A 12831-nucleotide genomic window follows, 5' to 3' on the forward strand; every position below is an offset into this window, starting at 1 on the left:
GATCCCGGACGTCAGGGGACTTGACCACCAACCGTGCACTATCTTCGCGACATGTCCACGCCACCGCAGGTTCCGCAGCCGGCCGACCAGCCCGCACAGCAGCCCCCACAGCCCCAGCAGCCGGCCGTCCCGCCACAGCCGACGGCCTACCCGTACCCGAACCCGCAGTCACCCCAGCCGGGAACGTTCTACGCGCAGCCCACCCTGGCCGCCCAGCCCCCGCCGGGACAGCAGCAGCCGGGGAACCCGTACGCGCAGGCACCCCAGTACGGGCCGGTGCCGCCCGTCCCCCCGGCCGGCGGCGGTGGGGCCGGCCGTGCGGTGCTGTGGGCCGCCGTCGGCGCGGTCGTGGCCTCCGCCGCGTGGGCGGCCGGTGTCCTCCTCGTCGGCGGGCAGAGCGACAGCGCGGACCTGCGCGGCTACTCGGCGCCCTCCAACATGTGCTCCAGCGCCGACTACTCGTCCTTCAAGGACGAGTACACGGAGAACGACTCCTCGCCGACCCGCACCTCGCTCAAGGACAAGGCGCTGGACGAGAGTTACTGCAGCCTGGGTCTGAAGAAGCCGGGCTCGTCGTACGCGGACGCCTATCTGACCATGCAGCTGGACCTGCACAAGAAGACCGACCCCGCGCCCGAGTTCACCGCCACCTGGAAGAACTACGGGGACAGCCACACCGGTTACGACGTCGACGCCGTCGAGGGCATCGGCGACGAGGCCTACCTGGTGAGCCAGGACACCACGAACGGCTCCTCCTCCAGCGGCTCCCGGTACGCAACGCTCGCCGTCCGCGACGGCTGGGTGACGTACACGATGAGCTACAGCGTCTACCTCACCTCGTACGACGAGGACAAGGACCCGCCGGCGCTGACCGACGTCACCGACTGGCTGAAGACCGACGCCAAGGCCACGCTGCGGCAGCTCCAGGACTGATCGCCGCCGTGCCGCAGCGGGCGCGGCGCGTCACGCCGGCCGCGCCTCGGCATCCTCGACGATCTGCTCGAACCGGGCGCCCATGGCCTCGCCGAGGGCCCGCGCGCCCGACAGCGGACGGACCATGACCATGAGGTCGTCGATCAGGCCGTCCTCGTTCACATGCAGGAAGTCGCAGCCGGTCAGCTCCCGGTCGCCGACCCGGGCCCGGAAGACCAGCGCGTGGTCCGGGCCGTCCGGGTCGCCGATCTCCCGGACGTACCGGAAGTCCTCGAAGACCTGGACCACCGCGCGCAGCACCGCCGCGGTGATCGCCTTGCCCGGATACGGCTTGAAGGCGACCGGGCTGGTGAAGACGACGTCCTCGGCCAGCAGCGCCTCGATGGCGTCCAGGTCCCCGGCCTCCACCGCCTCGCGGAACGCCCGCATCGGCTCACCCCACTTGCTAGTCAACTAGTTGAATAAGTGTGGATGAGATTACTCAACTGACTGCTAGCCTGTCCACATGTCGCTCAAGTACGCCGTCCTGGCCGCCCTGCTGGAGGGCGAGGCCTCGGGCTACGAGCTGTCGAAGGCCTTCGACGTCTCGTTCGCGAACTTCTGGCCCGCGACCCCCCAGCAGCTCTACCGGGAGCTGGAGCGCCTCGCCGGCGACGGGCTGGTCCAGGCCCGCACCGTGCAGCAGGAACGCCGGCCCAACAAGCGGATGTTCACGCTCACCGAGGCCGGCCGGGCCGAGCTGAGCGCGTTCACCGCCGAGCCGCCGAAGCGGCCCACCGCGATCCGGGACGAACTCCTCATCAAGGTCCAGGCCATGGACGGGGGCGACCCGGAGGTCACCCGGGCGCTGATCGAGGAACGCATGGGCTGGGGGCGCGGCAAGCTCGACCGCTACCGGAGGGTGCGCGAGCGCCTGCTCGACGGGCGGACGGAGGAGGAGTTCCTCCAGACCGCCGACCGGGTCGGGCCGTACCTCACCCTCATGGCAGGGATCGCCTTCGAGGAGGAGAACCTGCGCTGGTGCGAGCGGGTCCTCACGGTGCTTCAACGGCGCGGTGCCGTCGCCTCAGCCCGGCAGATCGCTCATCAGGGTGGTGATCGCGGGCGGAACGGGTCGTGACCCTGCGAGGTGCTGCACAGTGGGCGGGTGCCTCGCCGACTTCTTCCGCTGCTGGTGGCGGCGCTGGTGACCGTCGCCGGCTGCACCACCGTCAGCTCCGATCCCCTGCCCGACGCCGCCCGCCCACGGCGCTCCCTCGCCCCTGACACGGTGGTGCGGCCCTCGGTGGTCCACGAGCCGGTCGCAGCGCCGTCCGGGCACGCGGCGCTGGTCCGCACCGGCCACGGGCCCCGCTCGTCGGCCGGGCCCCGCCGGAGCAGCGGGACCGGCCGCGGACCGGTGTCCGCGGCGCCTCCCCGGGCGGTGGCACCGGCCGCCCCGCCGGTGCGACACCCCCGCCCGGAGCGCCGGTCACCGGTACGACACCCGGTCCGGCGCCCCCGCCCGGCCTCCTGGCCGCCCGCCGCCGCCCACATGCGCGACCTGTGCCGCCAGGCGGACGGCGTGACCACGCCGGAGGTCGCGCGGCTCTGCCACGACACCTTCGGCTGACAGCCGCACAGCGGTCGGCCGAGCCCGGGGTGTGCTGCCGGCCGGCTCGCGGGGGTGCCCGGGGTGGAAGCCGGCCCTCGCCGTTGCCGCACGTGCCGCGGCACCACCGTCATAGGCTGACGTCATGTTCGGTCCCGAAGGCCCCACGCTGCGCGAGCTGGCCGTGCAGGCGCTGTCGTCCGTCGAGCGCGGCTACGACCTGCTCGCGCCGAAGTTCGATCACACCCCCTTCCGGACGTCCGACGCCGTGCTGGACTCCGTGGCGAAGGCGCTCGCCCCGCTCGGCCCGTTCACGGACGGACTGGACCTGTGCTGCGGCACCGGTGCCGGGACTCACCTGCTGACCGGACTGTGCCGCCGCAGCGTCACCGGGGTCGACTTCAGCGCCGGCATGCTCGACGTCGCCCGGCGGCGGGTGCCGACCGCGGACGGGCCCAGGGTCGCCTGGGTGCGCGGCGACGCCCGGGCCCTGCCATTCACGGCCGCCTTCGACCTCGTCGTCTCCTTCGGGGCGTTCGGTCACTTCCTGCCCCGCGAACTGCCCGGGCTCTTCGCCCAGGTCCGCTCGGTGCTGCGGCCCGGTGGCCGCTTCGCCTTCCCGGTGTTCGCGCCGCCCCGCCCGGCACACCCCGGCTACTGGACGCTGCTCGGCTTCGACGCGGTGATGCGGGTGCGCAACGCGCTGTGGCGACCGCCGTTCGTCATGTACTACCGGACCTTCCGACTGAGCACCGTCCTGCGGGAGCTGGAGCGCGCGGGCCTGACGGTCGAGCTGGGCGTCCTGCCCGGGTTCGGCCGGCGAGCCGACGGCAGCCCGCGCGCCCGGCTGGTGGTGGCCCGACGAGCCGACGCGGCGCCCCACGGCGATCAGCCCGCGGCGGGCAGCGTGAACTCGTAGACCAGGGCGTCGCGTTCGGCGTTCACCACCAGATCGGTGATCTCCAGCGGGCGCGCGTACTGGTCGTGCACGCGCCGGGTCACCCGCACCGAGGAGGCGTCGCCGACCTGGGTGATGGCGTCCCGGTGGTGCAGGGTCAAGCCCGCCTTGCGCATCCAGTCGTAGGCCCGCCGCAGCTGCGCGGGCGTGGCCCCGTCGGCCCGGTCCCGGTAGCGGGCCAGCTCCGCCACCTCGGCCAGCACCACCGCGGAGAACGACGTCACCGCCGTGCGCAGCGACCGGCCGTCCGGCGTCACCGACCGGTAGCGGTGCACGAGCGTCGGCCGGTGCGGGGCCAGGCCCAGTGCCCGCGCATGCTCCGGCGGCGGCTGCTCCCAGGTCACCGTGGCCCGGTCGACCGCGTACGGGTCCGCCGACCGCGCGCCCACCGGGAAGGTGAGCGATTCCGGCGTCTCGACGGGCCGGCCGGGCAGCGTCGCGTGGCTGCCCCGCCGGTCGGTGGCGACCGCACCGCTGCGGCGCAGCACCTCCAGCGCCTGCCGGACGGTCTCCCGGCTGACCCCGTAGTGCGCGGCCAGGTGCCGTTCGCCCGGCAGCCGTTCGCCGGGTGGAATGGTGCCGGCGCGCAGTTCGTCGAGCAGCAGCGCCGCGATCCGCCCGTACAAGGGCCGGACGTCGCCGGGCGGGGGATCGTGCGGGGTGGTGCGGGCCATGCCGCGCCCTCCTGTCGGTGACAAAAGGTAGTCATGCGGGTTCAGTGCGCGACCATGACTACCATTGGTCTAAACCACAACGGAAGAGCGGTCTGCCGGTTCGACCGAAATCCACCCGCCCGCCCGGCGGTCACCAGGTGCCCTACCGCACCCTCACAGGGCGCTGTAGAGGGCGTTCACCAGCGCTGTCTTCCGTGGATCATTGGCGATGTGCGGCCCCATCCGGTTCATGACGTAGCCCAGCGACACCCCCGCGTCCGGGTCGGCGAGCCCACAGGATCCGCCGAACCCGTCGTGGCCGAAAGCCCGCGGATTCGGCCCGTACGACCCCTGGGGCCCGCTCAGCCACAGTCCGAGGCCCACCTCGGTCTCGCCCTCGAACCCCGCACCGAGCACCAGGTCACGGCAGCGGCCCTGACCCTCGCGCACCCGCTCCGCCGCCTCCCGCGACAGGATCCGCCGGCCGCCGTACGAGCCGCGCCCGGCGAAGACGCCGTACAGCGCCGCGACCGCCCGGGCGGTGCCGTGGCCGTTGGCCGCCGGGATCTCCGCCGCCCGCCAGGCGGGGCTGTTCGCCTCCGCCGCCCCGACGAGGGGGTTGGTCAGGGCCGCCAGCGCCGCGGGTGCCAACTGGCTGAAGACCGCCGCCTGTTCACTGCGCGAAGCGGTCGGCGGACGCACCAGTTCCGCCGCCCGGCCGGAGTCCCGCTCCGGCAGGCCCACCGTGAAGTCGAGCCCCAGCGGTCCGGTCACCTCCCGCGCCAGGAAGGCCCCCGGCCGCAGTCCCGAGACCCGCCGCACGACCTCCCCGACCAGGAAGCCGTACGTCAGCGCGTGGTACCCGGACCGAGTGCCCGGCTCCCACCAGGGCGCCATGGCCGCGAGCCGCGCGGTGGTCAGCTCCCAGTCGTACAACTCCTCCAGGGTGTGCGGCTCGCGCGGCCCGGACAGCCCGGCGCGGTGCGACAGCAGGTGCCGTACGAGCACCCTCTCCTTGCCCTCGGCGGCGAATTCCGGCCAGTACGTGGCCACCGGCGCGTCGAGGTCGAGCAGCCCCCGGTCGGCGAGGATGTGCGCGCACAGGGCCACGGGCCCCTTGGTGGTCGACCACACGTTCACCACGGTGTCCCGTGCCCAGGGCCGGGTGCGGGCCGCGTCCGCCCAGCCGCCCCACAGGTCCACCACCGTCTCCCCGGCGACGGTCACCGCCACCGCGGCGCCGAGTTCCCCGCGTTCGCGGAAGTTCTCCGCGAACGCCTCCCTCACCGCTGCGAACCGCGGATCGCAGTGCCCGTGGATCCGTGCGTCCGTCTCCGGTGCCTGCCGTGTCTCCTGGGCTTCGTGCGCGGACATGTGGCCTCCGTCGTCGCCGGGATCCCGGGCCGCGGCACTGCGGCCCGGGCGCTCCGAACGTACCGACTGGTCGGACCGGAGGAAAGACCGGCGCCGCCGGCACCGGCCCTCAGGCGTACGACCGCAGCCAGCGCACCTTCTCCGCCTCCTGGAAGGGGCCGCCGCCCTCGTGGTCGTTGAACTCGTACACCTCGATCGCCTTGTCCTCGTGCGCCCACGCGTTGAACGCCGCGAACACGGTCGACGGCGGGCAGGTCTGGTCCTCCAGGGCCGCCGAGAACAGGGCCGGTGCCCGGCCCCGGGACGCGAAGTGCACCCCGTCGAAGTAGGACAGCGTGCGCAGCACGTCCGCCGAACGCCCGCGGTGCGTCTTCAGGAACAGCCCTATCTCCCGGTACGGGTGACGGTCCGTCAGGGTCGTCGCGCGCGGGAAGTCGCACAGGAACGGCACGTCCGGGGCGACCGCCACCAGGTCCGGGACCAGGCCGCCGATCGCCAGGGCGATGCCGCCGCCCTGGCTCGCGCCGGTCACCGCCGTCCGTGCCGGGTCGGCCAGCGGGTGGGTACGGGCGGCCTCGACCGCGCGCACGGCGTCCGTGAACACCCGGCGGTAGTAGTAGTTCTCCGGCGCGTCGACGCCCCGCGTCATGAAGCCCGGGTACGCGGGTGCCGCGCCCACCGGGTCCGGCGTCCCGCCCCCACTGCCCCAGGCGCTGCCCTGGCCGCGGGTGTCCATCGCGAAGTGGGCCCGTCCCGTCGACGCCCACAGCAGGTTCTCGTGCGGCAGGCCGCGCCCGCCGCCGTAGCCGATGAACTCCACGACCAGCGGCAGCGGTCGCGTGGCGCCGGCCGGAAGGCGCAGCCAGCCCTTCACCGGGTGACCGCCGAACCCGGCGAACGTCACGTCGTACACCTCGACCGTGGACAGTCCGGTCTCCACCGGCTCGAAGCGCGCGTCCAGCTCGTGCTCGCGGGCCTGCTGGAGCGTCTTGTCCCAGAAGGCGTCGAAGTCGTCCGGCTCGGTTGACTCGCTGCGGTACGCGCGGAGTTCGTCGAGGGGCAGATCGAACAGGGCCATCAACAACCGCCTTCGTGAAGGGTGACTGCGTCGCCTCACCGTACGTGGGTGATCGGATGACTCACCAGGGTCATGCGGGGGGCGCCAGGGTCGGATGTTCCTTCGCGGGTGTCGTTGCGGCTGGCCCGGAAGTGAGTAAGCGCTTGCTCCGTAGGCGGGTGAGTGCGGGAGGACGCTCTCAGTGGTCGGGTCACCTGGCAGCCGCGGCGGGAGGCCGGATGTCAGGCGCGCGGCTGGGTCCAGCGCGGTCCTGTCCGGGCCCACTCCCGCTCCCACTCGGCCAGCCGGTGGCGCAGGGCGATCCGGCGCTCGATGGCGTGCCCGAGGAAGACGACGGTCGCCGTACCGCCCGCCGCGCACAGCCCCACGGTGATGGCGTGCTGCCATACCGCGACGTCGTCCGCGGGCGGCGCGACGCTACGGCCCCGGGAGTCGAACCACACCGACACCGGCTCCCCGGGGCGGGTCCCCGCCGGCACCCGGGCCCACGCCGTCCGGACCCCCTCACCCGGCTCGGTCCAGCGGACCTGGGCGCGGTAGGGCTGCCGGTGGTCGCTCTGCGACTCGGTCCGCTGCGACTCGGTCAGCCGCTGGGGCGCGTCGCCGACCACCACGGCACGCACCTGATGGCGTTCGGCCCGCTGGGCCGCGGCGAGCGCCCGGGCCTGGTCGTGCGCGTGCAGGCCCGCGGCCACCCCGACCAGGGGCGCGACCACGAACATCAGGACCGCGACCACCAGCACCGTCCACGCCTCCACGACGTCCGACCGGCGCCGCAGCGGATTGCGCCGCCAGCGCCAGCCACGCACCCGGGTACGCATGTCCACCTCCTCGCCACCGCCGGAGCCGGAGAGCGGGAGGAGCCGGGTCGCCGGTCCACCGCCCCCGCCGCTCACGGACACGAGCGTCCACATCCGTCTCGTACCCCGTTCGGCGCACCTCGCGCATGCCGCGAACCGCGAGTTCCAGCCCATATGGCGCACGGCACACCCCATGCGCCCCACGATCGCGCGCGGTGCTCCCCCGCGCGACTCGGGCGCTGCCCGCCGGGTCCCGGCCGACTGCCCGACCGGGGCCGGCGGGTTCCGTCCCGACCGGTGTGCGCGGTGTCACCGCGCCTCGGCCGTTCCCCCTGAGGTCAGCCGAAGCGCTCGATCCTGATGTGGTCCACCGGCTGGCCGGCCGCCACCAGCAGTCGGGAAGCGTGTTCGGCGAAACCGTTGGATCCGCACACATAGGCCTCCCACCCACCGACGGGTGGGTCGGCCAGGAGCGGCGCCACATGTGCGGCCGTCATACGTCCCACCGGCATCCCGGGCGGAGCGCTGCGCGTGAACACCGGCGTCGTCTCCGCGCCCAGCTCCGACGCGTAGATCAGCTCCTCGGGACTGCGCGCCGGCACCAGCATCCGCAGCGGAACGGTGAGGCAGCGCGCCCGGTGGTGCCGGATCATCGACATCAGCGGTACGACCCCGGAGCCGGCCCCGATGAGCAGCGCGGGACGGTCGCCCGGCCAGGCGAAGAAGCCACTGAGCGGGCCCCGCACCTCGACCGTGTCACCGGGCCGGGCCACGCTGTGGAACCAGCCGGAGACCTCGCCGTCCGGCACCCGGTCCAGGGTCAGCTCGATGTGCCCGGAGCCGTCCGGCGCCGACGCGATCGAATAGTGGCGCTGCGCCACGTAGCCGTCGGGGGCGGTCAGCCGCAGCAGCAGATGCTGGCCCGGCAGATGCCCCGCCCACCCCGGCACCGCCAGCCGGAACGTGGCCGCGTGGGGCGTCTCGCGGCGGATCTCCGTCAGGGTGGCCGTCTGCCACACCGAGGCCGCCTGCTCGCTCACGGCGATCCGCCCGGGCACCGCGAACCGCGTCACGGAAGTCGTCGTCTCAGTCACCGGAGTACCGCTGTTCCTCCCACGGGTTGCCGCGCGCGTGGTAGCCGTTGCGCTCCCAGAAGCCCGGCTCGTCGTGGTCGAGGAGCGTGATGCCCGCGATCCACTTGGCGCTCTTCCAGAAGTAGAGGTGGGGCACCACGAGCCGCGCCGGGCCGCCGTGCTCGGGCGGCAGCGGTGCGCCGTCGTACTCCCAGACGATCCAGGCCCGCCCCCCGGTGAGGTCGGCGAGCGGCAGGTTGGTGGTGTAGCCCGTGTGGGAGTGGGCGACGGCATGGGTGGCGGACCCATGGGGCCTCACCACATTGAGGAAGGCGTCCAGCGAGACGCCGCCGAACCGCACGCCGAACTTCGACCAGCCGGTCACACAGTGGATGTCACCGTCGTACGCCGATGCCGGCAGTGCGTGCGCCGCGTCCCAGTCCCAGGTGTGCGGGCGTTCGACCAGGCCGTCGATGCGGAAGGACCAGTCGGCGGGGGCGAGGTCCGGCGTGACCTCGGCGGACAGGACGGGCCAGTCGTCGCGCGCGTCGTACTGCCCGGGCGGCAGACCCGGGTTGTGGACGCGCGGGCGACCCGTGAAGCCTCGCGTGACGTTCATGGTTCAACCGTACGTTGTCCGCCGGGCTGCTCCGTTCCCGGTCGGCGGCACCGCCGCGCGCGGCTCATGGCGCCGTATCGCGGCTCATCGCGCGTCATTGCAGCCGTGTGAACTCTGTCCGGGGCCGGGAATACCGGCCCGACGCCGCTCCTTGGCGCTCAGTGCCGGCTCCGGTGCGCCGGTGACAGCACGAGAGAAGTGAGGAAACGAGGATGCCCCAGGCCCATGCCTCCAGGACCGTGACCGAGGTGGCCGGATGAGTGTCGTGAGCAGCCCGGGCGTCCCCGGTCCGGCCGCCGCCGGTGCCCCGCACGTCCTCGACAACCCGGCGCTCGCCTCCCTGACCGGCCCGCACGCCCACTTCGCCGAGCGGCGCGGCCGGGTGCTGCGCTATCCGGTCGACGTCTCCCCGTGGCTGGCCCTGCCCGACGAGCCGGACGCGCGGGACTGGGCGGACCTCGCCGCGCTGGCCGGTCCCGGCGCCGAGGTCCCGCTGCCCGGCTTCCGCGGTCGGGTCCCGGAGGGCTGGGAGATCACCTTCCGGGTCGAGGGCGTGCAGTTCGTGGACGACGGCCTCGCCGCGGCGCCGGACCCGGAGGCGGTACGCCTCGGCCCGGCGGACGTACCCGAGATGCTGGACCTGGTGGCGCGGACCCAGCCGGGGCCCTTCCTGCCCCGCACCGTGGAACTCGGCACCTACCTGGGCATCCGTCGCGACGGCGCGCTGATCGCCATGGCGGGGGAGCGGCTGCACCCGCCGGGCTGGACGGAGATCAGCGCGGTCTGCACCGACCCCGCGTTCCGCGGGGAGGGCCTGGCCACCCGCCTGATCCTCGCGGTCGCGCACGGCATCCGGGAGCGCGGGGAGACGCCGTTCCTGCACACGAGTGCCGGGAACACGAACGCCATCCGGCTGTACGAGTCCCTCGGCTTCCGGCTGCGCCGCCGTACGGCCTTCCTCGCGGCGAGGGCACCGCAGCGACCGGCGGACGACCGCGCGGCGGTACCGGTGCCGTAACCCGGCGCCGCTCCCTGCCGCCCAGCCACTGCCTCAGTCCGAGCCCGCGTCGCCCGGGCCCGCGTTGTACCGCTCCAGATAGGCCGCGAAGCGCACCAGGTCCTCCTCCGGCCAGTCCGCGAGCCGTTCCCGGAACGCGGCCCGGCGGCTGCGGGTGACCTGGGCCAGGATCGCGTGGCCGGCCTCCGTCAGATGCAGCACCTGGACCCGGTGGTCCTCCGGGTCCAGCCGGCGCTCGATCAGCCCGGCCCGCTCCAGCGCCGCCACCTGGCGGCTCACCGTGGACTTGTCCAGGGCGTAGTGTGCCGCCAGGTCCGTCGCCCGGCAGCCCCCGCGCTCCTCCAGGTGGCCGAGCAGGGTGTACGACACCAGGGACAGCTCCGGGTGCATGCGGCCCGCCGAGGCACGGGCCCGGCGGGCGAAGATGGTCATCTCGCGCTGGATCGTCTCGACGGCCGACTCCGCTGCGCTCACGGGAATACCTCCTCCGGCGTTCTAGTTGTATAGTACAACTTGAAATGAGAGTTGTATAAGCCAACCTTTGGAGGGTCGCGCGCGATGAGGTCACCGGCACTGCGCCATGTGCTCACGCACCTGATCACCCCGCTGCTGATGTGCCTGGGCATGGGGCTCGCGTACATGGGCGCGTTCGTCACCCCCGAGCCGAACCACCTGCCGGTCGCCGTCGTCGGCACCGCCCCGAAGGCGAAGGTCTTCGCGCAGACCGTCAAGGACGCCGCGGGGGACAAGCTCGACGTCCGCACGGTCGCCACCCGGGCCGACGCCGTCCACCTGCTGAAGTCCCGCGATGTGACCGGCGCCTATGTGCCGAGCGCCAAGGCGCCCGAGCTGCTGGTGGCGACCGCCGCGTCCGACATGGGGGCCACGGCCGTGGAGAAGGTCTTCACACCGGTCGCCGCCCAGAAGGGCGTCGCGCTGAAGGTCACCGACGTGGCCGCCCCGGTCGCCGACGACCCCACCGGCCAGGGCCTGTTCTTCCTGCTGGTCGCGGTCAGCATCGGCTCGTACGCCTCGGTCGCCGCGCTCGGCGCCGCGGGTGCCGCCCTCGCGATGCGGGTCCGGGCGCTGCTCGCGCTCGGCGTCGCCGCCGTGGTCGGCGGCATCGGCGCGCTGCTCGCCGGGCCGGTGTTCCACCTCGCCCACCACGACCTCGCGGGCGTCTGGGGCATGGCCGCGCTGTACTCGGCGGGCATCCTCCTCATCGGCGTCGGTCTGCACACGTTCCTGAAGCGGTGGACCACGCTCACCATGATGGTGCTGTTCGTGATGCTGAACTTCACCAGCTCCGGCGGCCTGTTCCGGCCCGAGCTGCAGAACGGCTTCTTCGGCACCCTGCACGCCTTCTGGAACGGCGCCGGATTCGTCGAGGGCGCCCGCAGCCTGCTCTACTTCGGCGGCGACGGCCTCGCCCGCACCGTGTGGACCCTGGCGGCCTGGCTGCTGACCGGTGTCCTCGTGACCGCGGTGGCGGCCCTGTACGAGCACACCCGCGCCGTCCGCCAGGAAGCCGCCGCCCCCGGGACCGAGGCCGCACCCGCCGCGTCCGAGCCCGGCCGGAAGGCCCAGCGGGCCACCGAGGAGGAGGCCGCGCAGGAGGCCGAGGAAGAGGTCGAGGAGACGGTCGGTGTCTGAACCCGGCGTCCTCCAGGGCCCGTCGGGGCGGTGGGGTAAGGTGGCCGTCCGGCCGCGGACGCCCGCGGCTTCGACGACGAGGAGGTGAGACCCATTACCGCTGTGTCGGCTGGGGTGCTCTCTCCTCGTGACGGCGCGGTACGCCGGCACCGGTGACCGCGGGAGCGCCCTGAAAAGCTTCGCGCTCCCGAAAGGCTCTCGGCTTCCATGCCCACTCCCGTCCCGTTCTCCCCGTCCGCCGTCGTCTCCGCGTTGCGCGCCGCAGGGTGCGTCTTCGCCGAGGACGAGGCCGAGTTGATCCTCGCCACCGCCCGCACCCCCGAGGAGGCGGCCGGCATGGTGGACCGGCGCGCCGCCGGGCTGCCGCTCGAACAGGTCCTCGGCTGGGCCGACTTCCACGGGGTGCGCGTCACCCTGGAACCAGGGGTGTTCGTCCCCCGCCGCCGTACCGAGTTCCTGGTCGACCAGGCGCTGGCCGCCGCGCCGGACGCGACCGTCGTCGTGGACCTGTGCTGTGGCTCCGGCGCGCTCGGCGCGGCCCTGGCCGCCGCCCTGGACGGGGCCGAGGTGCACGCCGCGGACATCGATCCGGCCGCCGTGCGCTGTGCCCGCCGCAATCTCGCCGCCTTCGGCGGCCGGGCGCATCACGGCGACCTGTACGACGCCCTGCCCGCCGGCCTGCGCGGCCGGGTGGGTGTCCTGACCGCCAACGTGCCCTACGTACCCACCGCCGAGGTGGCCCTGCTGCCGGCGGAGGCCCGCGAGCACGAGCCGTTGGTGGCGCTGGACGGCGGAGCCGACGGGCTCGACGTGCTGCGCCGGGTGGCCGCCGGGGCACCCGGGTGGCTCGCCCCCGGCGGCTGCCTGCTGACCGAGACCAGCGAACGCCAGGCACCGGCCGCCGTACAGGCCTTCCAGGACGCGGGCCTGACGACCCGTCTGGCGGTGAGCGAGGAGCTGTACGCGCACGTGGTGATCGGCGTACGGCCCTAGGTCCTGTCGTCAAACTCCCGTCGTCCGCCCGGAGGGCGGGCCGCGCGGCGTCAGGTGCGTGCTCTCGGCGTGCCGGGCCCGGGCCCTC

General features: G+C 73.7%; 15 protein-coding genes. 7 read left to right on the forward strand and 8 right to left on the reverse strand.

What is annotated here, in order from left to right:
- Nucleotides 1-51 precede the first annotated feature (51 nt).
- Entirely contained in the window at nucleotides 52-933 is an 882-nt protein-coding gene (locus AB0L21_RS34015) for a hypothetical protein (protein WP_365788161.1), read from the forward strand.
- A gap of 30 nt (nucleotides 934-963) precedes the next feature.
- Here the strand turns inward: AB0L21_RS34015 and AB0L21_RS34020 are convergent, their stop codons facing one another.
- Nucleotides 964-1362: a nuclear transport factor 2 family protein gene (locus tag AB0L21_RS34020; protein ID WP_365710270.1), complete on the reverse strand. Its 399-nt coding sequence runs from the start codon at nucleotides 1360-1362 to the stop codon at nucleotides 964-966.
- A gap of 76 nt (nucleotides 1363-1438) precedes the next feature.
- Here AB0L21_RS34020 and AB0L21_RS34025 point away from each other — a divergent pair, with 76 nt between their 5' ends.
- From AB0L21_RS34025 to AB0L21_RS34035, 3 genes are all read left to right on the forward strand, one after another.
- On the forward strand, nucleotides 1439-2053 hold the full coding sequence (locus tag AB0L21_RS34025) for a PadR family transcriptional regulator (RefSeq protein WP_365788162.1): 615 nt from the start codon (nucleotides 1439-1441) through the stop codon (nucleotides 2051-2053).
- Nucleotides 2054-2080: 27 nt separating this feature from the next.
- On the forward strand, nucleotides 2081-2545 hold the full coding sequence (locus tag AB0L21_RS34030) for a hypothetical protein (RefSeq protein WP_365788163.1): 465 nt from the start codon (nucleotides 2081-2083) through the stop codon (nucleotides 2543-2545).
- A gap of 124 nt (nucleotides 2546-2669) precedes the next feature.
- Nucleotides 2670-3443 carry a class I SAM-dependent methyltransferase gene (locus tag AB0L21_RS34035; protein WP_365788164.1) on the forward strand — a complete coding sequence of 258 codons (774 nt, stop codon included), beginning with the start codon at nucleotides 2670-2672 and terminating at the stop codon, nucleotides 3441-3443.
- Here the strand turns inward: AB0L21_RS34035 and AB0L21_RS34040 are convergent.
- The 6 genes from AB0L21_RS34040 to AB0L21_RS34065 all read right to left on the reverse strand — a co-directional run bounded on the left by AB0L21_RS34040 (nucleotide 3413) and on the right by AB0L21_RS34065 (nucleotide 9079).
- On the reverse strand, nucleotides 3413-4156 hold the full coding sequence (locus tag AB0L21_RS34040) for a GntR family transcriptional regulator (RefSeq protein ID WP_365788165.1): 744 nt from the start codon (nucleotides 4154-4156) through the stop codon (nucleotides 3413-3415). The two genes, AB0L21_RS34035 and AB0L21_RS34040, sit on opposite strands and share 31 nt — an antisense overlap.
- A 153-nt stretch (nucleotides 4157-4309) precedes the next feature.
- Nucleotides 4310-5509 (reverse strand): serine hydrolase domain-containing protein, encoded by a 1200-nt coding sequence (locus AB0L21_RS34045; protein WP_365788166.1) that lies wholly within the window; start codon nucleotides 5507-5509, stop codon nucleotides 4310-4312.
- Between the two features lie 109 nt (nucleotides 5510-5618).
- Nucleotides 5619-6587 (reverse strand): acetylxylan esterase, encoded by a 969-nt coding sequence (locus tag AB0L21_RS34050; protein ID WP_365788167.1) that lies wholly within the window; start codon nucleotides 6585-6587, stop codon nucleotides 5619-5621.
- A gap of 221 nt (nucleotides 6588-6808) precedes the next feature.
- Nucleotides 6809-7408 (reverse strand): DUF3592 domain-containing protein, encoded by a 600-nt coding sequence (locus tag AB0L21_RS34055; protein ID WP_365710316.1) that lies wholly within the window; start codon nucleotides 7406-7408, stop codon nucleotides 6809-6811.
- A gap of 317 nt (nucleotides 7409-7725) precedes the next feature.
- Nucleotides 7726-8481 carry a ferredoxin reductase gene (locus AB0L21_RS34060; RefSeq protein ID WP_365788168.1) on the reverse strand — a complete coding sequence of 252 codons (756 nt, stop codon included), beginning with the start codon at nucleotides 8479-8481 and terminating at the stop codon, nucleotides 7726-7728.
- Complete coding sequence (locus AB0L21_RS34065) at nucleotides 8474-9079, reverse strand: sulfite oxidase-like oxidoreductase (RefSeq protein ID WP_365710254.1); 606 nt, start codon at nucleotides 9077-9079, stop codon at nucleotides 8474-8476. Before AB0L21_RS34065 ends, AB0L21_RS34060 begins: the two co-directional genes overlap by 8 nt.
- 256 nt (nucleotides 9080-9335) lie before the next feature.
- Between AB0L21_RS34065 and AB0L21_RS34070 the strand changes: the two genes are divergently transcribed.
- Nucleotides 9336-10097 (forward strand): GNAT family N-acetyltransferase, encoded by a 762-nt coding sequence (locus AB0L21_RS34070; RefSeq protein WP_365788169.1) that lies wholly within the window; start codon nucleotides 9336-9338, stop codon nucleotides 10095-10097.
- Between the two features lie 33 nt (nucleotides 10098-10130).
- Here AB0L21_RS34070 and AB0L21_RS34075 read toward each other — a convergent pair whose 3' ends face one another.
- Nucleotides 10131-10529 carry a MarR family winged helix-turn-helix transcriptional regulator gene (locus AB0L21_RS34075; protein ID WP_365788176.1) on the reverse strand — a complete coding sequence of 133 codons (399 nt, stop codon included), beginning with the start codon at nucleotides 10527-10529 and terminating at the stop codon, nucleotides 10131-10133.
- A 126-nt stretch (nucleotides 10530-10655) separates the two neighbouring features.
- On the opposite strand from AB0L21_RS34075, the gene AB0L21_RS34080 reads away from it, so the two are divergent.
- Both AB0L21_RS34080 and AB0L21_RS34085 read left to right on the forward strand, forming a co-directional pair.
- Nucleotides 10656-11750, forward strand: a complete 1095-nt coding sequence (locus tag AB0L21_RS34080; RefSeq protein WP_365788170.1) for a hypothetical protein — start codon at nucleotides 10656-10658, stop codon at nucleotides 11748-11750.
- A 207-nt stretch (nucleotides 11751-11957) separates the two neighbouring features.
- A complete protein-coding gene (locus AB0L21_RS34085) occupies nucleotides 11958-12743 on the forward strand; it encodes a putative protein N(5)-glutamine methyltransferase (RefSeq protein WP_365788171.1) in 786 nt (261 codons plus the stop codon).
- Nucleotides 12744-12831 lie beyond the last annotated feature (88 nt).

The organism is Streptomyces sp. NPDC052721, from assembly GCF_040678315.1.
Lineage (GTDB): Bacteria > Actinomycetota > Actinomycetes > Streptomycetales > Streptomycetaceae > Streptomyces.

Bases quoted from the DNA above. Each gene is read 5' to 3' on its own strand.
- AB0L21_RS34015 (WP_365788161.1), top strand. From the start codon at position 52: ATGTCCACGCCACCGCAGGTTCCGCAGCCGGCCGACCAGCCCGCACAG.
- AB0L21_RS34020 (WP_365710270.1), bottom strand. From the start codon at position 1,362: ATGCGGGCGTTCCGCGAGGCGGTGGAGGCCGGGGACCTGGACGCCATC.
- AB0L21_RS34025 (WP_365788162.1), top strand. From the start codon at position 1,439: ATGTCGCTCAAGTACGCCGTCCTGGCCGCCCTGCTGGAGGGCGAGGCC.
- AB0L21_RS34035 (WP_365788164.1), top strand. From the start codon at position 2,670: ATGTTCGGTCCCGAAGGCCCCACGCTGCGCGAGCTGGCCGTGCAGGCG.
- AB0L21_RS34040 (WP_365788165.1), bottom strand. From the start codon at position 4,156: ATGGCCCGCACCACCCCGCACGATCCCCCGCCCGGCGACGTCCGGCCC.
- AB0L21_RS34045 (WP_365788166.1), bottom strand. From the start codon at position 5,509: ATGTCCGCGCACGAAGCCCAGGAGACACGGCAGGCACCGGAGACGGAC.
- AB0L21_RS34050 (WP_365788167.1), bottom strand. From the start codon at position 6,587: ATGGCCCTGTTCGATCTGCCCCTCGACGAACTCCGCGCGTACCGCAGC.
- AB0L21_RS34055 (WP_365710316.1), bottom strand. From the start codon at position 7,408: ATGCGTACCCGGGTGCGTGGCTGGCGCTGGCGGCGCAATCCGCTGCGG.
- AB0L21_RS34065 (WP_365710254.1), bottom strand. From the start codon at position 9,079: ATGAACGTCACGCGAGGCTTCACGGGTCGCCCGCGCGTCCACAACCCG.
- AB0L21_RS34070 (WP_365788169.1), top strand. From the start codon at position 9,336: ATGAGTGTCGTGAGCAGCCCGGGCGTCCCCGGTCCGGCCGCCGCCGGT.
- AB0L21_RS34075 (WP_365788176.1), bottom strand. From the start codon at position 10,529: ATGACCATCTTCGCCCGCCGGGCCCGTGCCTCGGCGGGCCGCATGCAC.
- AB0L21_RS34080 (WP_365788170.1), top strand. From the start codon at position 10,656: ATGAGGTCACCGGCACTGCGCCATGTGCTCACGCACCTGATCACCCCG.
- AB0L21_RS34085 (WP_365788171.1), top strand. From the start codon at position 11,958: ATGCCCACTCCCGTCCCGTTCTCCCCGTCCGCCGTCGTCTCCGCGTTG.